We start from the raw sequence: 25077 nt of genomic DNA on the forward strand, positions 1-25077 counted from the left end.
CTCAGGCCTCCAGACGCCATTTGAGGGTGACACCGCCGGTCTCGTTGAGATCGAGCGCCGGGATCGCAGACAGAAGCTTGCGGGTGTAGGGCTCCTTGGGCGCGTCGAAGATCCGGTCGCGGTCGCCCTCCTCGATGACGCGCCCGTCCTGCATGACGATGACCCGATCGGCCACCTGCTCGACGACGCCGAGGTCGTGGCTGATGAACAGGCACGAGAAGCCGTAGCGCTTCTGCAGGTTCGAGAAGAGTTCCAGCACCTGGGCCCGGACCGTAACATCGAGCGCGGAAACCGGCTCGTCGGCGATCAAAAATTTTGGCCGCCGCGCAATCGCACGGGCGATCGCCACGCGCTGGCGCTGGCCCCCCGAGAGCTCATGGGGATAACGATTGGCGAAATCGGCGCTGAGTCCGACTTCCTCAAGCGTTTCGAGTGCACGGCGACGCTTGGCCGGCGTGTCGAGATCCGGCACCAGCCGCAGCGCCTCTTCGACCAGCGCCTGAATGGTCATGCGTGGATCGAGCGAGGAATAGGGATCCTGGAAGACCATCTGGCAGTTGAGCCGATAGTCGCGCCAGTCGGCATTGCGCTCGCGCCCCTGGAACAGGATCTCGCCTTCCGCCTGCTGGACGAGGCCGGCTATAGTGCGGCCGAGCGTCGTCTTGCCGGAGCCGGAGCCGCCGACAAGCGCCACGACCTCACCGACATGGATATCGACGCTGACGCCGTGCAGCGCACGCTTCGGCTCGTGCTTGCGAAACAGCCCCTTGCGGCCGGGATATTCGACCACGATGTTTCGCGCCGAAACCATCGGCGTGCGGGTCATGTCGAGCTCACGCGCCGCGCCGCGGTACGGCAGCGACGAAAGCAGCTTGCGGGTATAGGGATGCTGTGGTGCCTGCAGGATCTCTTCCGTCAGCCCCTGCTCGACGACGACGCCCTTCTCCATCACCACGAAGCGGTGTGTGTAGCGGGCGACCATCGGCAGGTCATGGCTGATCAAAAGCACCGCCGTGCCCTCGGCCTGGGTCAATTCGACCATAAGCTCCATAACGTCGCGCTGGACGACCGCATCGAGCGCGGTGGTCGGCTCGTCGGCGATCAGCAAAGCCGGCTTCAAGAGCATGACCGAGGCCAGCATGATGCGCTGGCGCATGCCGCCGGAGAACTCGTGCGGATAGGCGGTCAACGCCCGCTCCGGCTCGCGGATGCCGACGCGACCAAGCATCGAGAGGATCGCGGTGCGGCGTTCCTCGACCGACATCTTGGTGTGCAGGATCAACCCTTCTTCGAGCTGCCGGCCGATGGTCATCGAGGGATTGAGCGAGGTCATCGGCTCCTGGAAGACGACGCCGACCTCGCCGCCGCGAAGCTCGCGGAGATCCCGGTCCTTCATGCCGAACACGTCGTTGCCCCGATAGAGGACCTTTCCGCCGACATGGCGCACCGCCGGCGGGATGAGGCCGATGATCGCCCGCGTCGCGAGCGTCTTGCCGGAGCCGCTTTCGCCGACGATGCCGACGATCTCGCCGGGAGCGACGTCGAAGCTGACGCTCTTGACCACATGGTTGCCGGTATGGGTGACGGCCAGCGAGAGGCCTTCAACGCTTAAGAGGGTCTTGCCGGTCATTTCAGGCCTCGCATGCGGGGGTCGAGCTTGTCGCGCAGAGCATCACCGAGGAGGTTGATGCCGAGCAGGGTGAGAGCGATGCAGAGACCAGGGAAGAAGCCAAGCCAGACGGCCTGTTCGATGAACGGGCGGCCGGCAGCGAGCATGTTGCCCCAGGTGGGCGCCGGTGGCGGCACCCCGAGCCCGAGGAAGGAAAGCGCACTTTCCGAGAGGATCGCCCAGCCGAACATCGAGGTCGCAAGCACCGTGATCGGCGCCACGCAGTTCGGCAGAATGTGGCGCAGCATCGTATAGATCTCGCCATTGCCCATGACCCGCGACGCCTCGATGAACTCGCGCTCCCGCAGCGACAACACGGCGCCGCGCACCACGCGCGCCATCGACGGCGTGTAGGCGATGCCGAGCGCGAAGATGATGCCATACTGGTTGGCGCCGAAGACGGCGAGCAGACCGAGCGCAAGCAGGATGCCGGGGAACGCCAAAAGGGCGTTGTTGATCGCCATGATCACGCCATCGACCCAGCCACGCGCATAGCCGCTGACGATGCCGATGAACGTACCGAAGACGACCGCGAAGGTGACGGTCAGGAAGCCGATCCAGACGCTGGCGCGCGCGCCGACCATGAGCCGGCTCGCGACATCGCGGCCGAACTCGTCGGTTCCGAGCCAGTGCGCCGCACCGGGTGCTGCAAGGCGCGACGTGAAGCCGAGGGCCATCGGATCATAGGGCGTCCAGAACAGGCCGACAGCTGCGACGAAGACGAGCAAGCCGATCAGGCCGCCACCGATGACGCCGTTGAAAGTGAACTTTCTCATTCTGCCACCACCCGCGGATCGAAGAGAGGATAGAGAAGGTCGACCACGAGGTTGACGACGACATAGGAGAAGGCGACGAGCAGCAGGCAGCCCTGGATGACCGGATAGTCGCGCTGGAAAATGCCGTCGACCATCAGTCGGCCAAGCCCGGGGATGGTGAAGACCGTCTCGATGACGGCGATGCCACCGAGCAGATTGCCGAGGATCAGGCCGATCATCGTCCAGGTCGGGCCGAAGGCATTCTTGAAGGCGTGGCGCCAGAGAACAGCACTCTCCGAGAGACCTTTGGCACGGGCATGGGTGATGTAGTCGAGCCGCAGCACTTCGAGCGTTGAGGCACGCGCCATGCGGATGATCACGCCCATCTCGTGGATGACGAGTGTCATGACCGGCAGCACCAGATAGAGAAGACCGGCCTTCCAATTCTCCGAGATCGGCACGTAGCCGAGCACCGGCAGCCAGCCAAGCTTCAGGCCGAAGGCGAGCAGCAGGAGGAGACCGAGCCAGAAGGTCGGGATCGACAAAAGCACGGTGGCCGTGCCGACGAGCGCGAGATCGGTCAGGCTATTCTGTCGCCAGGCGGCAATCACGCCGGCCGGCACCGCGATGAGGCTCGCCAGGAACACGGCGATGACGACGATCTCGGCGCTGACGAAGAAACGGCTGACGACCAGATGCAGCACCGGCTCGCCGGTGACGATCGAGGTGCCGAAATCCCCGGAGAGGATGTTGCCCGCCCAGATGACGAATTGCTCCGGGATGCTGCGATCAAGACCGAGCTCCGTGCGCAACGCGGCAATCTGCTGCGGTTCGGCCATATCGCCGAGCATCAGCGCTGCGGGATCACCGGGAATGAGGCGGACAAGCGTGAAGACGGCAACCGAGACGATAATGATCGTCGGTATCGCCATCACGACGCGATTGAGAATGAACTTGATCATGGGTTCCCCGTACTGAGGCTGGCCATACGCGTTATCGCGATTCTCCAGCCCCCCGGCTTTTGTTATCGAAACTATGACCGAATGAAAAAAATGGCGCAATATTATGAGTAAACGTCATATGTCTATGACAAGGACATGACACGCCGAGCGAGCATCAAAGGGCCATTCGATGCGCAATATAATATAGCTAAAGCGGAGGGTTACATGCTTCAGGCGAGCCGATCCGCGCAGCCGCTCACAGCTCGTGAACGGCAGCGACCTGGCGCTTCAGGCGGTCGATCATCGCCTGGGCGGCAAGCGACAAGGGAACGCCGGCCGCAGTCGCAACACCAAAATCCTGAGTCAGGTGCGGCGAGAATGGCCGAATCTCGATCGGCAGATGGCGGTGCAGATTGGCAAAGAAGCTGCTGATAATGGCGACCCCAAGACCATAGGCGGCGTAGGCGCAGGCGGAACTGTTGCTGTGGGTCTCGATCTTGACCTTTTGCGGCACGCCGGCCTTGCGGAAGATCTCGTCGAGCATGACACGCGTCGGCCGGCGGCGGCCGATCAGAATCAGAGGGACGCCACGCAGTTCCTTGGGCGTGATCGTATCGAGCGCTGCGAGCGCATGCCCCTTCTCCATCACACAAACGCTAACGCCCGTCGCGACCGGCTGCATTTCGATGCCGGCGCTCAATTGCCCCTCATAGCGCAGGAAACCGAAGTCGATGACGCGTTGCTCGACGAGGCGGGCGATCGCGACCGTCGTGTCGAAGAAGGTCTCGATGCGCACGCCCGGAAAATCCTTGGCATAGTCGGCCAGCATCGCCGGCGCGAAGGTTTCGGACATGCTGTTCGGCAGGCCGATGCGCACGACCTCTGGGCCCACGGCGCCACTGCGCAGGTCCTGCGCCAGGTTGGTGAAACGGTCGATCCCGAGCAGAATGTGCTCGGCATCCTCGGCGAGTTTCATCGCCTCAGGCGTCGGGATCAGCCGGCCCTTGTCGCGCGCGAAGAGCGTCAGCGAGAGGTCTTCCTCGAGCTGTTGCAGCAGCCGGCTGACACCGGACTGGCTGAGCCCCATGGTCTTGGCGGCGGCGATCGTCGACCCGGTCGCCAGGAGCGTGCGCAGCACTTCCAATTGTCGAAAATTCACGCCGCCCCCGGTTCGTTCGAACATCAGCTAGCTCCCGTATTTACGGGAAGGCGATCCAGCAAGGAAGAGGTGTGAAAATAAGGCACGACGAAATCGATCGCCGAACGGTTCGCCATGGGTGGGGAGCGCGCGAACGCGCTCCCCCTGGATCAGTGATCAGGCGTTGGCGCGCACCGGATGGTTGAAACGCTCGGCGAAAACCTCGATCGAGCCGCGCCCGAAGTCGCGCAACTGGCGTCTGGTCAAGACAGCCATGACCCGTGCCGCAGTCGACACGGTCATTTCATCGAGCGGACCGTCACCGCTCCAGGGCTTGTTCAGCCGATCCGTGACGATGCCGATGAGGTTTGCCGGCATGATGTCGGTGCAAGGTTTCATCCATTCGAAGACATCGCTGATCGGAAGCAGCTTGCCTTCGAACGCAACGAGCGGCTCGGGCATGCTTGCGCCCCAGTCGTCATAGGCCTCCAGAGCATCGCGAAACAGGTTCTGCAGCGTGATGGAGGCGTGCCCTTCATGTAGAGCAGGCAGGAAATTCGTCATTTGTGTCTCCTTCAGTGGTAAAGGCCGGGAAACGCGAATGGCCAATTCTGTCAGCATGTATTTGCGTTCATGCCGGGTGGCCGATACTCTGAGGCCACGCGACTGGTTAAACTGCAGGCGAAGACGCAATGCGCAAATCGGGTAATAGTTCCCTGAGCTGCAGTCAATTTTGGCGGGAAATTGGCACGCATACCCGTCGCGTGCCTCGACCAAGGTATCGTTCCACGGTCTCCCCCCGACTCGATATTACCGATCCAGCCCTGAAGGTAAACACCGGGTCGACATCGCGGCAGGAACGAAATACTCAAATCGATAATTTCTATAGAATATACTATCTTACCTGATCTGACCAGATATTTCACTGATATGCACCTCAATCGACAGGGAGCAGTCACATGGGAACGATCTCGCGGCTATCCGAGAAAACACGAGCCCCGGCGCACCGGATCGAAAGCGAGGAAGAAGCGCTGTCGATCGCCCGCGAACTGGCGGCCGAGTTCGCAAAGAGCGCCAACGAACGGGATACCGATCGCATCCTGCCCTTCGACGAGCTCGATGCACTGGCGCAATCCGGCCTGCTCGCGATCACCGTGCCGCCGGAATACGACGGCATAGACGTCTCCAATGCGGTGTTGGCGGAAATCACCGCCATCCTCTCGGAAGCTGATTCCTCGATCGGTCAGATCCCGCAGAACCATTTCTACATTCTGGAGGCGCTGCGCACCGACGGCACCGAAGAACAGAAGGCCTTCTTCTTTGGCCGTGCGCTAGCCGGCGACCGTTTCGGCAACGCCCTTTCCGAACGCGGCACGAAGACCGTCGGCGACTATGCGACGCGGCTGACGCCCGATGGGCCCGGCTTCCGGCTGAACGGGCGCAAATATTATTCGACCGGCGTGCTGTTCGCCGAATGGATCGTGGTCTTCGCCCTCGATCCGAACGAGAAGCTGACCATGTCCTTCTTGCCGCGCGGCGTCGAAGGACTACAGATCATCGATGACTGGGACGGCTTCGGCCAGCGCACGACCGGCAGCGGCACAACCGTGCTGCAAAACGTCTATGTCGCCGCCGATGCCGTTGTGCGCCACCATCGCGGCTTCGAGCGCCCGACGACGATCGGCTCCGTCGGCCAGATCATCCACGCCGGCATCGACCTCGGCATCGCCAGGGCAGCCTTTGCCGAAACGCTTGATTTCGTGCGCAACCATGCGCGCCCCTGGATGGACAGTGGCGTCGAGCGTGCTGCCGACGATCCCCTGACGATCGCCCGCATCGGCCAGCTTGCCATCCGCCTGGAAGCAGCAACGGCAACCGTCGAGCGCGCCGGCAAGAAGGTCGACGTCGCCCAGATCAACGGCACCGAGGAAAGCGTCGTCGAGGCAACGCTTGCCGTCGCCGCGGCGAAGGTTCTGACGACCGAAATCGCGCTCGAAGCGAGCAACACACTGTTCGAACTCTCAGGAACCGCATCGACGAAGATCGACCTCAATCTCGACCGGCATTGGCGCAACGCCCGCACCCACACGCTGCACGACCCGGTGCGCTGGAAACATCACGTCGTCGGCAACTACCACCTGAACGGCGTCAAGCCGCCGAAGAACGGCGCGCTTTGATCCCATCGACCGTGCACAAACGGCCCGAGGCGTAGTTGCGTTTCGGGCGATGCCCAACCTTGTCCGCAGGAGAGCTCCATGAGTCGCGAAATCCGGCTGAATGCCTTTGACATGAGTTGCGTCGGCCATCAGTCGCCGGGGCTCTGGACCCACCCTCGCGATCAGTCCTCGCGCTACAAGGATCTCGATTACTGGGTGAACCTGGCAAAGACGCTCGAGCGCGGCAAGTTCGACGGGCTATTCATCGCCGACGTGCTTGGGGTCTACGACGTGCTGAACGGCAACGCAGACGCAGCTCTTCGCCATTCGGCCCAGGTCCCGGTCAACGATCCATTACAGCTCGTGCCGACGATGGCCTACGAAACCGCCCATCTCGGCTTCGGCCTGACGGCTTCGCTTTCCTTCGAGCATCCCTACACCTTCGCCCGCCGCATCTCGACACTCGACCATCTGACCAAGGGGCGGATCGGCTGGAACATCGTCACCTCCTACCTTAACAGCGGCGCCCTCAATGTCGGCCAGGCGCAGCAGGCGCGCCATGACGACCGGTATGATCTGGCCGAGGAATATCTGGAGGTTTGCTACAAGCTCTGGGAAGGGAGCTGGGAAGACAGTGCTGTCGTGCGCGACCGGGCAACCGGCATCTTCACGCATCCCGACAAGGTGCACCCGGTCAATCACCGCGGCCGCCATTTCACCGTTCCCGGCATCCACCTCAGCGAACCGTCGCCGCAACGCACGCCGGTGCTCTACCAGGCGGGCTCCTCAAGCCGGGGCAAGGACTTCGCCGGGGCACATGCCGAATGCATCTTCGTCGCCGCACCCTCGAAGGCGGTGCTCAAGCGCTACGTCGCCAACGTCCGGGACGCGGCTCTGCGCGCCGGCCGCAACCCGCGCGAAATCCTCGCCTTCAATCTGCAGACGGTGATCCTCGGGGAAACCGATGCCGAGGCGAAGAAGAAGTTCGACGAATACCGCAGCCACGTCTCCTACGAGGGCGCGCTGGCGCTGATCTCCGGCTGGACGGGCATCGACTTCGGCCAGTTCGCCCCGGACGAGCCTCTGCGTCACCGCTACACAAACGCGGTGCAATCGGCCGTCGAAACCTTCACGACCATCGATCCGGACCGGATCTGGACCGTTCGCGAGATGGCCGAGTGGGTGGGCATCGGCGGCTTCGGACCGGTCTTTGTCGGCTCGCCCTCCACCGTCGCAGACCTGCTGCAGGAGTGGGTCGAGGACACGGATGTCGATGGTTTCAACCTCGCCTATGCGGTAACGCCCGAGACCTTCGAAGACGCCGTCGATCTGCTGGTGCCGGAGTTGCAGAAGCGCGGCGTCTACAAGACCGACTATCGCGAGGGCACCCTCAGGGAAAAGCTCTTCCGCGTCGGGCCAAGGCTCGCAGCGCCGCATCCGGGTGCGGGCTACCGGGACCTTGCCGGAACAAGAGCCGCAATCGCGGCATCGGCGTAGGGCAACACGCAGACGTGATCTCCGCCGGGGGCGGAGAATTGAGACGCCAAGTTGGTCGCGAGGGTTAAAGAGGTCGGCAAAGTCGGTTGCTTTGCCGGCCTTGCTTGGCTGTCGCGCCCTGATCCCGCTTGGGTCAGGTCAGGCGCACGCGCTCTCACAGGCGCCGCATCGGAGCTTTCGAATTAAGGAATACCGCAGCTTTCCAAATTTTATTGACAAGCAGGTTCCTTGCGCGCATTTTAGAAAGCAATAGTTTTCCTAATTTGGCGAACGGCGTTTTGGAGCGCCTGCCGCACCGGGGAAAGGAACCGGTCATGAACCAGCACACGCCAGTCGCGATCATCGCAAGCCCGTCGCCCACCGCGGAGGCAATGCCGTCCCTCCGGTCGCCGGAGGAGCTGCCGGCGATCCCGCCTGCCGTAGCGCCAGCCGAGAACATGCCCGGGAAGCGGCGGTTGCGTGGCCTGCTCTTCGCCTCCGTGGCCGTCGCCGCGCTCGCCGCCACCGCCGATTTCGGGTGGGGGTACTGGACGACAGGCCGCTTCCAGGTGTCGACCGACGACGCCTATGTGAAGGCTGACAGCACGACGATAGCGCCCAAGGTCTCCGGCCACATCGCCGAAGTCCTCGTGGCCGACAACGAACGGGTAAAGGCAGGGCAGATCCTCGCCCGTATCGACGATCGCGACTTCAAGGTGAGCCTCGAACGGGCCATGGCCGAGGTCGAGGCAGCAGAAGCCAACATCGCCAACAAGCTGTCGGCCCTGGTGGCTCAGCAATCCGCCATCGATGCCGCCAAGGCGACCGTCGAGGCCGACAAGGCCGACCAGACCTTTGCCGAGCAGGACGACAAGCGCTACTCCGAGCTTGCCAGACAGGGCTTCGGCACCATCCAGAATGCCCAACAGGCAGCCTCGCGCATTACAGCCGCCCGTGCCGCGGTCACGCGTGACACGGCGGCACTTGCCAATGAGACCAAGCAACTCGACGTGATCAAGGCCGAGGTCGCGCAGGCGAAGGCCGCACTCGACAGCGCCAAGGCGACGCGGAGCCAGGCCCGCCTGAACCTATCCTACACCGCCCTTTCCGCCCCCATCGACGGCGTGATCGGCAATCGCACCCTGCGGGTGGGCCAATATGTGCAGGCCGGCACGCAGCTGATGGCGGTCGTTCCGACGGAAGCGGCGTACATCGTCGCCAACTACAAGGAAACCCAACTCACCGACGTCCATCCCGGCCAGGCGGTGACGATCGAAGTGGACACTTTCCCCGGACAGGTCTTCGAGGGTCACGTCGACAGCATCTCGCCGGCGAGCGGGCAGGAATTTGCACTGCTGCCGCCCGACAATGCGACGGGCAACTTCACGAAGGTGGTGCAGCGCATCCCGGTCAAGATCGTCCTTGACCACGGCGGCCCGCGATCGGTGACCTTGCGCCCAGGCATGTCGGTCTATCCGACGATCGATATCAAGCAGACCGCCACCGAGGTCGCATCGACAACGCCAGGCACCTATTGAGGGCGGCGAGAAGCCCATCGCACCGGCCAGACATGGCGGGAGGGTATGATGTCCACCATTGCACACACGGCGTCTCCCGGCATACTGCCGGTTGCGGATGCCCGGTCCGAAAAAGCAAACACGACGGCCTGGATCGCAGTGCTTGCGGGGTTGATCGGCGCGTTCATGGCGATCCTGAACATCCAGATCACCAACGCCTCGCTGCTGAATATCGAAGGCGGCATCGGCACCGGTGTCGACAACGGTGCCTGGATATCGACCTCCTATCTCATCGGCGAGATCGTGGTGATCCCGCTTACCGACTATCTGAGCCGCGTGTTTTCGTTCCGACGCTACATCCTGGCGAATGCCGTACTGTTCCCCATCTTTTCCGCGGCTTGCGCCTTCGCCCATGACCTCGGCTCGATGATCGTGCTGCGCGGCCTGCAGGGCTTTGCCGGCGGCGTGCTCATCCCCATGGCCTTCACCATGGTGCTGACCCGGCTACCGAAGGCGCAGCAACCGTTGGGCCTGGCGCTGTTTGCGCTGTCCGTCACGTTTGCGCCGGCGATCGGTCCCACCATCGGCGGCTATCTGACCGAGAACTACGGCTGGCAGTCGATCTTCTTCGTCAACACGCCGCCGAGCATCGTCATGGTGGTTGCGCTCTACCTCACGCTCGAAAAGAAACCCATGAACCTGCCGCTGCTGCGGCAGGGCGACTGGGCCGGCATCGTCACCATGGCGATCGGCCTTGCGACACTGCAGACCGTGCTCGAGGAAGGCAACAAGGACGACTGGTTTCAGTCGCCGTTCATTGTCAAGCTCGCCCTGATCGCAGCCCTGTTTCTGGCCGCCTTCGTCGTCATCGAGTTCAAGGTCGAAAGGCCGCTGGTCCAGCTGCGCCTGCTGAAACAGCGCAACTTCGGCGTCGGCGTTCTCGTCAATGTTCTGGTCGGCGTGGCGCTGTTCGGCACCGTCTACATCCTGCCGCAGTATCTGGGTCAGGTTCAGCGTTACAATGCCGAGCAGATCGGTTTCGTACTGGCCTGGACCGGCTTGCCGCAGCTACTCATCATTCCGCTCGTGCCGGCGCTGATGAAGCGCTTCGACGCCCGCTACATCGGCTTCGTCGGCATCAGCATCTTTGCGGCCAGCTGTTTCATGAACACGACCCTGTCACTCGACAGCGCCGGCGATCAGCTCTTCCTGCCCAATATCGTGCGCGCCATCGGCCAGGCGCTGGTGCTGACGCCGATCACAGTGATCACGACCGCCGGCATTGCGCCGAGCGAAGCAGCCGCGGCCTCCGGCCTGTCGAACATGCTGCGCAACCTCGGCGGCGCGGTCGGCACGGCGATGCTCGCGACGGTGCTGACCAAGCGGGAACAGTTTCACTCCAACATCATCGGCCAGAACGTGACGCTCTACCGCGACGAGGTGCGCGACAGGATCGGTGATCTGACACAGCATTTCATGGCGCATGGCGTGTCCGATGCCGCCGTTGCGCAACACAAGGCGATCGCAGCAATCGGCGCGACGGTCCACCGTCAGGCCCTGATACTGGGGTTCAGCGATACCTTCGCGGTCATCGGCACCGTGTTGGCACTCGCCGCCATCGCCCTGCTCCTTACCCGGAAGATCCGGCTTGGCGGCGCCGGTGCAGGGGGCGCCCATTGAAGGGCCGGTGCGCGCCATGGACACATTGCGCCAGCTGCGCCTGCCAGCATTTCATTTTGCGTATTGACCTAGGTTTCTCAAAGGGTTGAAGTGCACGGGCCATTCAAGCGAGGAACCTGACCCTGCACAGCAGCGCCCCTTCCATAGCAACAGGAGAAATGGATCGATTGATCCACTCTTACCGCTGGGTCGATAGCCCGCTGGGCCCGATGGAGGACTGGCCGCCATGCCTGGCGGCTGCGGTCGACATCATGTTGCCGGCGCAAGCGCAGATCGTGATGTTCTGGGGCGAGGAGTTCGTCGCCCTCTATAATGACGCCTATGCGCCCACCATCGGAGACAAGCACCCGGGGGCGCTGGGGCGGCCGGCCCGCGAAAACTGGGGAGAACTCTGGAGCGACCTCGAACCTTTGTTGCGGCGCGTGCTGGAGCGCGGCGAAACGGTGGTCGCGAAAGATCGTCCGTTCTACATCGAGCGTCACGGTTATCCCGAAACGGCCTATTTCGATATTTCGTATTCGCCCGTTCGCGACGAGGAACAGAAGGTGCGGGGCGTTTTCTGCATCGTCAACGAAACGACGGAGCGCGTGAGGTTCGAAGCCGCGCTGCAGGCCAACGAGGAGCGGCTGCGCGCCATCTTCTCACAGTCGGCCGCCGGCATCGGCCAGATGGACCTGACTGGACGCTTCCTGCTGGTCAACAATCGCTTCTGCGAAATCGTCGGCTATAGCGAAGCCGAACTGCTGACGATGCGGATGCACGACATCACCTTTCCCGAAGACGTCGCCGAAAGCGCCCGCCGGTTCAAGACGATGGCGAGCACCGGCCAAAGCTACGAAATCGAGAAGCGCTATTTGCGCAAGGACGGCAGTCTCGTCTGGGTGACGAGTTCCGTCTCGGCGCTTCGCGACGAGCGCGGCAATTTTCGCGAGGCGGCGGCCGTCATCGTCGACATCACCGAGCGCAAGCGGGCCCAGGAGGTCGAGCGTCGCCTTGCGGCGATCATCGCGTCCTCCAACGACGCCATTCTCGGCATCGATCTCAGGATGAGGATCACGACGTGGAACGCCGGGGCCGAAAGGCTCTACGGCTATTCGGCCGAGGAAATGGTCGGCCGCTCCGTCATGACGCTCGTTCCCGAGGATCGCATCGACGAGGAGCCGGCCATCCTCAGGCAGGTCAACGCTGGCCTCAAGGTCGAGCCATACGAGACCAAACGGCTCCACAAGGATGGGCGAAGCGTCGATGTCCTGCTCAGCGTCTCGCCGATCTACGACGCCTATGGCAGCATCGTCGGCGCCTCGAAACTGGCCCACGACATAACCGTGCGGAAGGAGGCGGAGCGCCTTCAGACCGTCCTGGTCGGCGAACTGAACCACCGCGTCAAGAATGTGTTTGCGACCGTGCTGGCCATTGCCCGGCAGACGCTCGGTCGCAGCGATGCGACCGACGCCGGAGAGGTGCAGGCCTTCGAAGCGCGGTTGGTTTCGATGGCGCGGGCTCACGACCTTCTAACCCACGGAAACTGGGAACGGGCGGAGCTGCAGGCGATCATCAACCAGGCGATCTCCCCCTACTCGCAGGAGCGGTTTGTCGTCTCCGGTCCGCAGATTCAGGTACCGCCGCGGATGGTGGTGTCGCTGTCCCTGGCGCTGCACGAGCTCGCCACAAATGCCGCCAAATACGGCGCCCTTTCGACGGGGGACGGGCAGGTCTCGATCATGTGGTCGCTGCAGGCGGGTACGCCGACCCGGCTGACGCTGCGTTGGCAGGAATCCGGCGGGCCGCGGGTAGAGCAGCCATCGCGCAAGGGGTTCGGTTCGCGCCTGATTCAAACCCTGTTGGCGGCCGAACTGAATGGCCAGGTCGAGATCAGCTACCACCCCGCAGGCCTGGTGTGCTCGGTCGATGCAGCCCTAAAAGGCGGGTGGGACGAACCCACCGCACCCTGAATGCGCATTCGCAGCCATCGAGCATCACGCAAGGTCGCGGCTTACGCCTTGCCGGAGAGCACAAGCACGCGATCCAAGGCCGCGGCAAAGCCCTTGAGCGACACCGAGAATGCCACGTCCTTTTCCGTATCGCTCGCAAAGGCGCCGATCTTCAGCGCCGTTCCGCTGCGCAGCAGTGCGACCGTCCCTTCGGTAAACGTCAACGAAACGATGCAGCCGATGGGCAGGCAGGTGCGGAAGGGAGTCGGCTTGCCGCCGGTCGCGTCATCGACACCGAGGGTGACGCCCTTTTCGAGATAGAGGCCAAAGGGAAGCGCGAGGCTCCCCGCCAGACCGGCGTTTTCCGCCGGCCGAAGCTCGAGCGTCAGCACGTGCTGGCCGCTCTTGTGAAACTGTCGCTGCGACAGGATGCAATGCTTCTTGCCCTCCACCTCGGCGCAGGCGACGCTCCAGTCCTCGTAGGTTTCGGAAAGCTCGGACGGCGCGGCAGCCTTGCCGGCCGCCGCGTCCTCTCCGTAAAGCGTGCTGATGGCGACGAATGTCGCCATCAGCACTGTCGATAGCCAGACGAGCCGGCGCATCAGAAGCGCACATCAAGCTTGGCATCGACCGCGTTCTGCGTCGTGCCGGAGCCGAACTGCCCGGTATAGGTGATACCGAGGCTCGTATTGCCGGTCAGTGCGAAATCGATGCCGGCCTCGATGATCGCCGCATCTTCGGCAATCGGCGTACCGGCCACCGAGAAGGCGCTGCCCGTACCGAATGCCATGGTCGAGAACGGCGTCGTGTCGCCAAAGGCGTGCTGCCAGCCGAGCATGCCGCGCATCTTCGCGTCTGTCGTACCGAGGCTGAGCGGAGCAGAAGCGCGCAAACCGAGCGTCGTGAAGGTCGTGTCGGTCGTGTTGCTCTTGCTCGAGAGTGCCGCCGCGGCACCGCGCTCGGTGAAGCCATCGGTGTGCAGGCTGACATAGGCGAGGTTTGCGAAGGGCTCGAGCGCCACGCTCGGCAGGTCGATGCGGTAACCGACTTCGCCGAAAGCCTGGAAGGTGCCCGCGTCATAATCGGCCTTCAGTTGGTCGGAGAAACCGGGGAAGGCAACGCTGCGCGAGGTGTTGATCGAATGCCAGGTGTAGGCAAGGCCCGACCTGAGCGCGACATCGCCCCAATGGCCACCGCTATAGACACCCAGGTGGTAGTTGTCGCTGTCACCGCTTGAAGCACGGTTGTCGACATCGAAGTTGGTGCGGCTGTAGCCGGCCATGATGCCCACGAGCGCGTTATCCGAAACCGCGGCATCAAAGCCGGTGATGAAACCGCCGGTCGACTGGTCGAGGCCGCCAGCATTGCCGTTGCCGTCCGTGTTGGTCCAGGAGCCGAACACCTGGCCCCAGCCGACCATCGCCGGCGGCGCGGCAGGAACGGCGTTGACGGCGGCGACGGCACCGGTGGTGATCTTGTCCTCCGGGCCGTAGCCAAGAACCGGAACACTCGCGGCCCCGACATCGCCGAAAGCGTCGCGAATGCGGTTGTTGGCGGCATTGCGCAACAGGCTGCTGTCATTGATCAACGCCGTCTGCGCCGAAGCATGGACCTCGCCGGACAGCTGGTCGAAGGCACGACGCGCAGCATCGCCATCGAGCAGGATAAGGGAGTTGTAGAGCGCGAGCGACGGACCATTCTGGCCAAGCGTATTGAGGGCGAGCGCCGTCCGCCGCTGATTGCCTGTCGAAGCCTCGCCTTCGAAGACGCCGGGCTCGGGTTCGCCGGGTTTCGGCTCACCGGGCTTGGGTTCACCGGGTTTGGGTTCGCCGGGCTTCGGCTCCCCGCCGGGATTCGTACCGCCGTTCTTGACCTTGATCTTCAGATCGAGCTGCTTTTCCTTCTGGTCGAGTGAGACTTCGAGGAAGGCAGACTTCGAGATCGCTTCGGCGAACTTGCCCTCAATCGCCCGGTCGGCGGTCAGGATCGTGTAGGTCTGGCCAGTCTTGTAGCTGGTGTTGGCGTCGAGGGCGGTGACCTGAACATTGGTACCGCTGCCGATCTTGGCGATGCCGGTGTTTTCGTTGGTGCCTATGCTCTTGACGACGATCCAGTCGGAGCGGCCGTCGCCGGCAATGTCAGCCTCGTAGATCGAACCGCCGGCCATATCCAGCCGGCCCATAATCGTCAGCGTGCCGGTCGAATTGTTGCCGGGGGAAATGATCGCATTCTTGTCGATAAACGTGTCGCCAACCGTGCCGGAGCCACCGAGCCTGCCGAAAGAGGTCGAGTTCGGATCGCGTATGCGGTTCATCTCGCCGAACACGTTCACCTCGTTGGTGTAGAAGCGATCACCCTGTACCCGTCCCGTCTCACCATCGACGATGAGCGTGCCACCGGTGACTTCGAACCGCGTTTCGCTGTAATCCAACGGGCCGTTATCCGGGTCGTTATCGATCGTGTCGAGGTTGCTTTTCAGGACCAGCTTGCCGCCGGCGACATTCACCTTGCCATAGAACTTCGACAGGTCACCGCCGACGATGGTCTCGCCCGAGAAGTTGGTGATCGTGCCCTTGCCGACCATCGCGTTGGCGAACTCATAGCCCGTGTTCGTATGGTTGAAATTGACGTAGCCTCTGCGCGGGCCGAAATCGATCTTGGCAGAAGAATTGACCGTGCCTGCCGCCTGTGCCTGTTGGGCGATGGGCTCGGCGATGTTGTTGAGATCGACCTTTCCGCCGATCGTCAGATTTCCCATGCCCTCATTGTTGATGCCGCCGACGCCCGAAAGCACGATGTCGCCACCAACCGAAAGCTTGGCGCCGTTGGCGATGGATAGATTGACCCTGCCGCTGTCGCCGATCGTCAACGTATCGGCAACCTTGAGCTCGCTGCCCGCGCCATCGATGACGGCCTGGATGGTGTCCGTGCTTTCATTCTCCTCGAGCACCGCGGTATTGGTCGAAACGACAGCGCCCTTCTCGACGGTGAAGCTGTCGCCGATCGTGAGCTCGCCCGTGTTGACCCAACGCGAATTCTCGCCGGTCACCAGAACCGTGCCGTTTTCGAAGTAGGCCGTCTTGGAATTGACGAGGCCGCCATTCTCGATCCGGACCGTGGCGGTGTTGAGGGTCAGCGCACCGTCGGCGATACCCAGATAATCGGTGGTGAGCATGGAACCGGCACCGCGCACGACGAGCGTTCCATCGCCCTCCTGCAGGGAACCGACATAGGTTTCCTTGGCAGAGACCTTGCCGCCGTTTTCCACGATCAACGTGCCCTTGCCACCATAGATGCCGTTTTCGAACCCGCCGATGAAGAGCGCGCGATAGCCGTTGGGATTGGCATCGACGATGTCCCAGGACGAACCAGGACCGGAAACGACGACGGTGGCAACCGAGCCTCTGCCGTCCGCGATGTAACCGTGGGTGCTTTCAACCTTGGCACCGTTGTTGATCGTCAGCGTCGCGCCGGCCGGTCCTCCGCGAACCACCAGCTTGCCGTTCACCGTATGGTCGCTGGACCAGGTCGTATCATTGGGAATGACCAGATCGACAGCCTTGGCCGGCGACGGCACAAACGGCACGGCGGCCAGAGCCAGAGAGAGCAGGCCGGCGCGACCGAGCGCCGTCGAACTCAGAAGGTTGATCCTCAAAACGTCCGCCTTCGCACAGGTATTCAATGTCTGCCCCTTTTCCTTTGCATCGATGGGCGCACCACCCCCAAGCGAATGGATTCGCTGGGAAAGCGCGGGTCATGGGCCGGCTATAGCAAGCTCGCGAAGAGGGAGAATTCGGCTTTCTGCAAACGGCAAATTGCAACGCTGAAGGGCTATGTCTTTCTGCAAACGGCTTGATTTCGCCGACGAGCGTCAATCGACAAGCGTGACACCTTGGCGGAGAAAACCTTGCATGGCGCGAACGAATGGCACGGTTTCAGTGGATGAAACGGCGTATGCCGCATGTGTTCGCCGGGCGACGCTTTCCTTCGGCCGGCACCGGGCTCAAGAACGTCGCCGACTGCATCAATGCATGTCTCCGGAAATGGGCCCTTCACGTCCGGTGTGGTGGCTCCGTGCCGATGTCGCGCATCGACCACCATGCCCTTGCGGGTCCTATGACCTGAGCCTGGTTCGAAGCAGCAACCGCGCATGCGAACCGACACTCGCATCCCGCGAACAGCACCGAAGCGCTGGGGCTTTCTGCAAACGGCTCGATTTCGCCGACGAACGGCAATCGACATCGGCGCCCGCTTGAACCATAAAAATGGCATGAAACCACAGGATGAACCGAAATCAGCGGACGAAGGCGCCTATGTCGCCAGCGTCCGGCGCGCGACGCTCTGGCTCGGCTTCCTCTACTGGTTCGTCGAATTCCTCATCAGCAGCATCCTGTGGGGCATACTCGGGATCGATCCGATCATGTCGGCGCCGGGCAAACTGCTGCTGATGATCTGCGGCATGACCCTTTCCTATGGCATCGCCGCGGCGATGTTCAGCGTCCGATATCAGCACATCGCCATCAAGATCGTCGTCGGCTTTGCGACCTCCCTCGTGGCCGCCTTTGCCAATACCGGCGTCGACTTCATGCTCTATCTTCTCATCCTGCGCCCCGATCCGATCACGGTCGACTGGACCAGCATTGGGTATACGCTCGTCTACAGCATGGCGACGTTCGTGGGGTGGTCGTTCTTCTTCGTCGCACTGCTCTACAGTTTCGAGCTGCGCGAACGCGAGCGCCGCCTGGCGATCACGCGCGAAGAGGCACTCGCCGCGCAAATGCGGGCGCTGCGCTACCAGGTCAATCCGCATTTCCTGTTCAACACGCTGAACTCCATCACCGGACTGATCGAGGAAGGGCAGACCGTTGCTGCGACACGCATGGTGATGTCGCTTTCCAACTTTCTGCGCACGACGCTCGAACTCGATCCGTTGCACGACGTGAGGCTTGCGGATGAACTCGCCCTGCAAGCCGGCTACCTTCACATCGAAGGCGAGCGCTACTCCGACCGGATGAAGCTCAGGATGGACATTGCCAGCGGCCTGGAAGAGGCGCTGGTGCCGAGCCTGATCCTGCAGCCGCTCATCGAAAACGCCGTCAAGCATGGCGTCGGCCGTTCGCCCGAACAGGTCGAGATCGTCATCAGCGCGGCCAAAGTCGGCCACGCCATCGAAATCACCGTCGAGAACGATATCGCCGCAGAGGCCGATGCGGTGCGGCGCCAGACCTCCGGCACCGGGATCGGCCTCAAGAATGTCGCAGATCGCGTCGAGGCACGCTTTCCCGGGGTCGGCGCCTGTGTATCCGGGCTCGTAACGCCGAGGCGTTTCAGAGCAGCGATCACAATGCCGCTGAGGCTTGCATGAACGAAATCCAGACAATTCCTCTCTCGGTCCTCATCATCGACGATGAACCGCTCGCCAGGCGACGCTTGCTGCGGTTGCTCGGCGCATTGCCAGGTGTCGAAGTGCTGGGAACGGCCGGAAACGTCCAGCAAGCCTGCAGCCTGATCGCCGAACTGCAGCCGGATGTCATCCTGCTCGATATCCAGATGCCCGGCGGCACCGGCTTCGACATCCTGGAGCAGGTGGGCAGCAACGCGCCTGCGGTCGTCTTCGTGACCGCCTTCGATCACTATGCGCTTCGCGCCTTCGAGGCCGCCGCCGTCGACTATGTCACCAAGCCGATCGAAGCCAGCCGCCTGCGCACCGCGATCGAGCGGGCGCGTGTGACGATCGCGGCCCGCACCAGCACCGAACGCGTGTTGGAGCTCAACGAAACCGTGCAGGCTTTGCGACAGGCGCTGCGCAAACACGAAACCCAATCGGCCGATCTGTGGATCAAATCCCGCGGCGAATTCGTTCGCATTGCGCTCGAGCGGGTCGTGCGTTTCCAGGCGGAGCGCGACTATGTCCGCATTCACATCGAGGGCCGGTCCTATCTGCATCACGAAAGCCTGGCTTCGCTCGAACGCCGCCTCGACCCGGCGGCGTTTCTAAGGCTTCACCGCAGCTCTATCGTGCGACGTGACTGTATCGTCGGGTTGAAGCAGGCCCCCTTCGCAGCCCTCATCGCCCTCCTCTCCGACGGCAGCGAAATTCGCGTCGGACGAACCTATGCGCGCCATGTCCGACCAACCGCTGGCGAGCGTCCGCAAGGGGATTGAGTAAGGCGCGGAACCGGCGGCTGACGTGTGTGACGCAAAGAGCGTAGCGCGCTTCAGCGCAGGACCCCGCGCAGCCGCGGCACCGCAAAATCCACGAAGGCCCTGAGCTTCATCGGCACCAGACCCTGCGGCAGATAAACCAGCTGCACCGGCAGCGGCGGGTGCTCGAACACCTCCAGCAACGGAACGAGCAACCCTTCAGAAACCGGACGCGCCACCTGATAGGAAAGCACCCGTGTCAGGCCGAGGCCGGCGATGGCGGCATCGACTGCCGATTCCGCCGTGTTGACGATCAGCCGCGACCGGATCGGCGCCGCCAGTTCGCGCCCATCGTCGAGGAAGCGCCAGACATGGGCGGCCGTGACGTTTTCGAAGGTGATGCAGTCGTGCTCGGCGAGTTCGCTCGGATGGCCGGGCGCGCCGTGCTGCGCGACATAGCCGGGGCTTGCATAGACCACGCGGCGGACCGAGCCGAGCTTGGTCGCCACCAGATTGCTGTCGGGAAGGTTGCCGATCCGAAGTGCCACGTCGATATGGTCGTCAACGAGATTGGCAAAACGGTCGCCCAGCGCCAGCCGCATGTCGACCTGGGGATGGGCCTTCAGGAAGTCCACGACGACGGGAAGGACGTGCAGGCGGCCGAAGACAATCGGGGCGGAGATGGTCAGATCGCCCTTCACGGCACTATATTCGCCGGCAGCCACCCTTTCCGCCTCCTCGACCCGCGCCAGGATTTCCTTTGCGGCCTCGACATAGGCGCGGCCGGCTTCGGTCAAAAGGATCTTGCGGTTCGTGCGGGTGATCAGCTGGGCGCCCAGATGCGCCTCGAGCTCCGAGACCTTCCGGCTGACCGTGGCAAGCGGCATCTTGAGCTGTCGCGATGCCGCCGACAGGCTGCCGCCGTCGATGACAGCAAGCAGAACCCCCATGGCGTCGAGACGATCCATGCTTCCTTCCAAAAAACGGGAATCAGACTATCATTTCTGCAGTCTACTGCCAAAAATTGGAAAGTCATAGATTGATCTCGAAGGCGGTTCATCCCGAACCGTCGGAGGGCCGCGACGGTTCTCATGCTCTTCGAGGGACATCTCCCATGAAACTCTATCGCCATCCGCTGTCCGGCCACTCGCACCGGGCTCAGCTCTTCCTGTCGCTGCTCGGCGTGCCGCACGAACTGGTCGACGTCGATCTCAAGGCCCGGGCGCACAAGGAGCCGGAGTTCCTGAAGCTCAACCCCTTCGGCCAGGTTCCGGTTCTCGACGATGACGGCACCGTTATCGCCGACAGCAACGCAATCCTCGTGTATCTCGCCAAGAAGCTCGGCCGCATCGATTGGCTGCCGGAAGATCCGGCCTTGGCCGCCAAGGTGCAGAAATGGCTCTCGGTTGCCGCCGGCGATATCGCCTTCGGTCCGGCGGCTGCCCGGCTCGTCACGGTGTTCGGCGCCAATCTGCGGGCGGAAGAGGCCATCGCCCGGGCGCATCGCGTGCTGGCGCAAATCGATGCGGAACTGAACGGCCGCGACTTCCTGCTCGGCGCCCGGCCGACCATCGCCGACGTTTCCCTTTATAGCTACGTCTCCGCCGCGCCAGAAGGCAATGTCGATCTCTCCGACTACCCCCAGGTCCGTGGCTGGCTTGCCCGCATCGAGCGTCTGCCCGGCTTCGTCGGCTTCCAGAAGACGGCCGTCGGCCTCGCCGCCTGACGAACCGGTCCGGGGCGACCATGCTGTCCCGGGCCCTCCCCCAACGAGGTTTCAGATCATGCCGGACAATGCACAACCGAAGCGGCCGGACTCTCCCTGGCACGAGGGCGAACTCGCCATCCAGCGCAGCCTCGGCGTCGCCGAGCGCATGGATGCGACGGGGCGCAATTTCGTCCGCAGCTTCATGCCCGAGCAGCACCAGCAGTTCTTCCCGATGCTGCCGTTCGCCGTCTTCGGCGCCGTCGATGCCAAGGGCGACGTCTGGGCGACGATGCGCGCAGCGGGCCCCGGCTTCATGCGGGCACCCGATGCCTGGAACCTCGACGTCCGTCTACCCCGTGATCCCGATGATCCGGCAGATGCCGGCATGGACGACGCACACTCGATTGGCATGCTTGGAATCCAGCTTGAAACCCGGCGCCGGAACCGGCTCAACGGCGCGGTCCTGCGCGACGGCGACGACGGTTTCACCATTCGCGTACGCCAGAGCTTCGGCAACTGCCCGCAATATATCCAGCTTCGGCAGTTTTCCTTCTCCCGCGATCCTTATCAACCGGCATCGCAACGGCCGATCCGCAGCGCGGGTCTCGATGATCCCGCCCGGGAGATCATCGCCAATGCCGACACCTTCTTCGTCGCCTCCTATGTCGATCGTGAGACCGGTGAGCGGCAGGTCGATGTCTCCCATCGCGGCGGCAAGGCCGGCTTCGTCGAGATCGGCGAAGATGACGTTCTCACGATCCCCGATTTCTCCGGCAATCTGTTCTTCAACACGCTCGGCAACTTCATGGTCAATCCACGCGCCGGCCTGCTGTTCGTGGACTTTGCGACCGGCGACATGCTGCAGTTGACCGGCAGCGCCGAGGTCATCCTGTCTTCGCCCGAGGTCGCCGCGTTCCAGGGCGCGGAACGCCTCTGGCGATTCCGGCCTGAACGGGTCGTCTATCGCCAGGATGGCCTGCCGCTTCGCTGGGCTTTCGAGGAGGGCGGTTGGTCGCCCAGCCTGCTGACGACGGGCGATTGGGGACAGGCGAAGGTGCGCCTGCAGGCCGCAGCCCTGGCCGAGGAATGGCGGCCGTTCCGGGTTGCGCGCATCGAAGAGGAAAGCTCGACGATCCGCTCGCTCTACCTCGCGCCTGACGATGGCCTAGGCCTGATGGCACATCAGGCCGGCCAGCACCTGCCAATCCGGCTGAAGATCGATGCGGACGGCAAGGCTGTTGTCAGAAGCTATACGCTCTCTTCCGCTCCGACCGATGCGCTCTATCGCATCAGCGTCAAGAAGGACGGCACCGTCTCTCGGCACCTGCACCAGCTGAAACCGGGCGACCGGATCGAGGCGCGTGCGCCGGCCGGCAGCTTCACCATCGATGGCACGCAGCGGCGGCCGGCGGTACTGATCGGCGCCGGCGTCGGCATCACCCCTATGATTGCGATGCTGCAGCACATTGTCCACGAGGGCCGCCGCAAGCGCCGCACGCGTCCGACCTGGCTTTTCCAGGCCGCCCGCACCCTTGAGGAGCGCGCCTTCGACCGGGAGATCGGCGCGCTGGTCGAGGAGGGGCAAGGCAATATTCGTCTCATACGCGCCCTCAGCCAGCCGGAGACCGCGACCGAAGGGCAGGATTATGACGTCGCCGGCCGCATCGATCTCAGCCACCTGAAGGCCGCCTTGCCCTTCGACGACTACGACTTCTATCTCTGCGGCCCGGCAACCTTCACGCAGGCGCTCTATGACGGTCTGCGTGCGCTCAACATCGCCGATGCTCGCATCCATGCGGAAGCCTTCGGGCTGTCGTCGTTGACTCGGCGGCCAGACGGCGGTTCTGCCCCGGCGATGGAGCCGGCGGCCAGTGCCCCCGTTCACGTCGTCTTTGCCAAGTCGAGCAAGGAGGCGCGCTGGCAGCCGGGCGAAGGCACCTTGCTCGATCTGGCAGAGGCGCGAGGATTGAACCCGGAATACGGCTGCCGCAACGGCAGTTGCGGCACCTGCCGGACACCGGTGCTGGAGGGCAAGGTAACCTATCCCTCGCAGCCCTCCTTCCCGGTCGCCGAAGGCGAAGCGCTCATCTGTTGCGCCGTGCCGGCGGAAAGCGAGGCGGGCAAACTGCATCTTTCGCTCTGAGCCCTGGTTCGGCTATGGATGGTGCACCACATCATCAGGCAGTCGACCTCGGCCGAGCGGGATGCGCCATGAACGACCAACAGCTACGCGATATCGTGCTCTGGCTTTCAGAACAGGGCCTGAAGGGACTGGACGAGCCGGAGCTGTTTGCCGGCTTCTGCGAGCAATGCCGGGCAGCCGGTCTCGACCTTGCCCGCGCGCTCGGGCTGATCGATACGCTGCATCCCGAATTCGAGGGACGCGCCTTTCAGTGGAACGATGAAAGCGACATCACCCCGGAGGTCATCCAATATGGTTCGACGACCACGGGCGAGGCGCTGCTGAACTGGCAGAACTCGATCTTCTACCACATGCTGCGCGACCGGACTGCCGAGCGCCGCATCCGGCTTTCGGCCGACGAAGGCACGACCTACAACATCCTCGACCGGCTGAAGGACGAGGGCCACACCGACTGCGTCAGCATGATCCACCACTTCACCGACCAGGGCCGCGTCGGCGAGATGGACTGTTTCTATTCCTATTGGACGACGCGGAGCGACGGCGGCTTCAGCGAGGACGACATCGCAGCGCTCCGGATCCTGCTGCCGACGCTTGCGCTGGCGGTGAAGGCCGGCTCATGCGTGCGCATCATCAGCACGCTTGCCGATGTCTATCTCGGGGCCGACGCCGGCCAGCGCGTCGTCAAGGGCAGCATTGCTCGCGGTTCGGCCGAACGCATCGAAACAGTCATGTGGTTTTCCGACCTGCGCGGCTATACGCGCATCTCCGACACCGCGGCACCCGACGAGATCATCCCGCTTCTCAACGATTATTCGGGAACCGTGATCACCGCCATTCACGACCATGGCGGTAGCGTGCTGAAGCTGATCGGCGATGGTGTTCTGGCGATCTTCAATGCCGACGACCCGGGAACCGCCTGCGCCAACGCAATCGCCGCCGAACGGCAGTTGCGCCGTATGCTCGCGGAACTCGATGCCCGCCGGCAGGACGAAGGCAAGCCGACCACCGAGGTCTATCTCGGGCTTCATATCGGCGAAGTGTTCTATGGCAATATCGGCAGCCAGACTCGGCTTGATTTCACCGTCGTCGGCCCGGCGGTCAACGAAGTAAGCCGCATCTCCTCAATGTGCCGGTCGGTCGAGCGGCACATGATCATGTCGTCTGATTTCGTCGAAGCCTGCCCGCCGGAACATCAGGTCCATGCGGTGTCGCTGGGCCGTTTCGCGCTGCGCGGCATTGCCCGGGCAAAGGAACTCTTCACCTGGGATCCGGAACTGCCGATAAACTGAAGAAGCGAGCCGTTACTGGCTCATCACGCCCTGAGAGACGCGCGAGAGGTGGCGGTGCTGTAGCTCGGCCTGAACCTCACCCTGGAAGTCCATCACCTGCCGGCGGACTTCCTCTTCCGAGCAGCCGCAGGCAAACAGTTCGTCGGCAAGGGCGCGGCAGCGGCGGCGCCAGAATTGCAGGGCTTCGGCGCCATGCAGATCTTCAAGCTCGGCGGCGGCGCTGCGGATGGCGGTCAATCTCCTTGCCACCGGAAACGGAACGATCGTGCTCACATCGGATTCCGTGGCTTTTACTGATTGATTGGCTGCCATCGTCTCATTCGCCCCCTGGAGCTTCGTGCGTTGACGCGAACGCATGAAGACGCCTCACGCTTGTCGATAAATCGAGCGCCCCACACGCCTCCGATGTCCCCGATCGAAGGCGAAGCACTCTGGTGATTTCCTTTTCTACGAAGCTTATGGTTAACGTTTCCTTCCCGCCGACCCCGACAAATACCGATTGACCTTTTACGAGACGGAAGATGTCGCCC

Annotated in this window: 19 protein-coding genes; 10 read left to right on the plus strand and 9 right to left on the minus strand. The window is 63.1% G+C overall.

Annotated features, from left to right (window positions below):
- Window position 1 precedes the first annotated feature (1 nt).
- The 5 genes from LAC81_RS24150 to LAC81_RS24170 form a co-directional block, all read right to left on the minus strand.
- Entirely contained in the window at window positions 2–1630 is a 1629-nt protein-coding gene (locus LAC81_RS24150; RefSeq protein WP_223729686.1) for an ABC transporter ATP-binding protein, read from the minus strand.
- Window positions 1627–2445 carry an ABC transporter permease gene (locus LAC81_RS24155; protein WP_223729687.1) on the minus strand — a complete coding sequence of 273 codons (819 nt, stop codon included), beginning with the start codon at window positions 2443–2445 and terminating at the stop codon, window positions 1627–1629. The genes LAC81_RS24150 and LAC81_RS24155 overlap by 4 nt, the downstream gene beginning before the upstream one ends.
- The gene (locus tag LAC81_RS24160) at window positions 2442–3386 is read right to left on the minus strand and encodes an ABC transporter permease (RefSeq protein ID WP_223729688.1); all 945 of its coding nucleotides are present in this window, start codon (window positions 3384–3386) and stop codon (window positions 2442–2444) included. Before LAC81_RS24160 ends, LAC81_RS24155 begins: the two co-directional genes overlap by 4 nt.
- A gap of 235 nt (window positions 3387–3621) precedes the next feature.
- A complete protein-coding gene (locus tag LAC81_RS24165) occupies window positions 3622–4524 on the minus strand; it encodes a LysR family transcriptional regulator (RefSeq protein WP_223730311.1) in 903 nt (300 codons plus the stop codon).
- A gap of 156 nt (window positions 4525–4680) precedes the next feature.
- A complete protein-coding gene (locus LAC81_RS24170; protein WP_223729689.1) occupies window positions 4681–5067 on the minus strand; it encodes a hypothetical protein in 387 nt (128 codons plus the stop codon).
- Window positions 5068–5462: 395 nt separating this feature from the next.
- Between LAC81_RS24170 and LAC81_RS24175 the strand changes: the two genes are divergently transcribed.
- From LAC81_RS24175 to LAC81_RS24195, 5 genes are all read left to right on the plus strand, one after another.
- Window positions 5463–6680: an SfnB family sulfur acquisition oxidoreductase gene (locus LAC81_RS24175; RefSeq protein WP_223729690.1), complete on the plus strand. Its 1218-nt coding sequence runs from the start codon at window positions 5463–5465 to the stop codon at window positions 6678–6680.
- A 78-nt stretch (window positions 6681–6758) separates the two neighbouring features.
- Entirely contained in the window at window positions 6759–8156 is a 1398-nt protein-coding gene (locus LAC81_RS24180; RefSeq protein WP_223729691.1) for an LLM class flavin-dependent oxidoreductase, read from the plus strand.
- Between the two features lie 314 nt (window positions 8157–8470).
- Complete coding sequence (locus LAC81_RS24185) at window positions 8471–9673, plus strand: HlyD family secretion protein (protein WP_419195875.1); 1203 nt, start codon at window positions 8471–8473, stop codon at window positions 9671–9673.
- Window positions 9674–9721: 48 nt separating this feature from the next.
- Window positions 9722–11332 (plus strand): MDR family MFS transporter, encoded by a 1611-nt coding sequence (locus tag LAC81_RS24190; protein ID WP_223729692.1) that lies wholly within the window; start codon window positions 9722–9724, stop codon window positions 11330–11332.
- Between the two features lie 158 nt (window positions 11333–11490).
- On the plus strand, window positions 11491–13284 hold the full coding sequence (locus tag LAC81_RS24195) for a PAS domain S-box protein (protein ID WP_223729693.1): 1794 nt from the start codon (window positions 11491–11493) through the stop codon (window positions 13282–13284).
- Window positions 13285–13325: 41 nt separating this feature from the next.
- Here the strand turns inward: LAC81_RS24195 and LAC81_RS24200 are convergent, their stop codons facing one another.
- Complete coding sequence (locus tag LAC81_RS24200) at window positions 13326–13865, minus strand: invasion associated locus B family protein (protein WP_223729694.1); 540 nt, start codon at window positions 13863–13865, stop codon at window positions 13326–13328.
- On the minus strand, window positions 13865–16945 hold the full coding sequence (locus tag LAC81_RS24205; RefSeq protein ID WP_223729695.1) for an autotransporter domain-containing protein: 3081 nt from the start codon (window positions 16943–16945) through the stop codon (window positions 13865–13867). The genes LAC81_RS24200 and LAC81_RS24205 overlap by 1 nt, the downstream gene beginning before the upstream one ends.
- Before the next feature lie 588 nt (window positions 16946–17533).
- On the opposite strand from LAC81_RS24205, the gene LAC81_RS24210 reads away from it, so the two are divergent.
- Together LAC81_RS24210 and LAC81_RS24215 are read left to right on the plus strand one after the other, a co-directional pair.
- Window positions 17534–18628 carry a sensor histidine kinase gene (locus LAC81_RS24210; RefSeq protein WP_223729696.1) on the plus strand — a complete coding sequence of 365 codons (1095 nt, stop codon included), beginning with the start codon at window positions 17534–17536 and terminating at the stop codon, window positions 18626–18628.
- The gene (locus tag LAC81_RS24215; protein ID WP_223729697.1) at window positions 18625–19428 is read left to right on the plus strand and encodes a LytR/AlgR family response regulator transcription factor; all 804 of its coding nucleotides are present in this window, start codon (window positions 18625–18627) and stop codon (window positions 19426–19428) included. The genes LAC81_RS24210 and LAC81_RS24215 overlap by 4 nt, the downstream gene beginning before the upstream one ends.
- A 53-nt stretch (window positions 19429–19481) precedes the next feature.
- On the opposite strand, the gene LAC81_RS24220 is transcribed toward LAC81_RS24215, so the two are convergent.
- On the minus strand, window positions 19482–20375 hold the full coding sequence (locus LAC81_RS24220) for a LysR family transcriptional regulator (RefSeq protein ID WP_223729698.1): 894 nt from the start codon (window positions 20373–20375) through the stop codon (window positions 19482–19484).
- A 146-nt stretch (window positions 20376–20521) separates the two neighbouring features.
- Between LAC81_RS24220 and LAC81_RS24225 the strand changes: the two genes are divergently transcribed.
- The 3 genes from LAC81_RS24225 to LAC81_RS24235 all read left to right on the plus strand — a co-directional run bounded on the left by LAC81_RS24225 (window position 20522) and on the right by LAC81_RS24235 (window position 24547).
- On the plus strand, window positions 20522–21133 hold the full coding sequence (locus LAC81_RS24225) for a glutathione S-transferase family protein (RefSeq protein ID WP_223729699.1): 612 nt from the start codon (window positions 20522–20524) through the stop codon (window positions 21131–21133).
- Between the two features lie 58 nt (window positions 21134–21191).
- A complete protein-coding gene (locus LAC81_RS24230) occupies window positions 21192–23258 on the plus strand; it encodes a pyridoxamine 5'-phosphate oxidase family protein (protein ID WP_223729700.1) in 2067 nt (688 codons plus the stop codon).
- A gap of 68 nt (window positions 23259–23326) precedes the next feature.
- Window positions 23327–24547 carry an adenylate/guanylate cyclase domain-containing protein gene (locus LAC81_RS24235; protein ID WP_113539570.1) on the plus strand — a complete coding sequence of 407 codons (1221 nt, stop codon included), beginning with the start codon at window positions 23327–23329 and terminating at the stop codon, window positions 24545–24547.
- 12 nt (window positions 24548–24559) lie between these two features.
- On the opposite strand, the gene LAC81_RS24240 is transcribed toward LAC81_RS24235, so the two are convergent.
- Window positions 24560–24820, minus strand: coding sequence for a DUF6074 family protein (locus LAC81_RS24240; RefSeq protein WP_223729701.1), 261 nt, complete (start codon window positions 24818–24820; stop codon window positions 24560–24562).
- Window positions 24821–25077: the final 257 nt, after the last annotated feature.

Source organism: Ensifer adhaerens (genome assembly GCF_020035535.1).
GTDB lineage: Bacteria > Pseudomonadota > Alphaproteobacteria > Rhizobiales > Rhizobiaceae > Ensifer.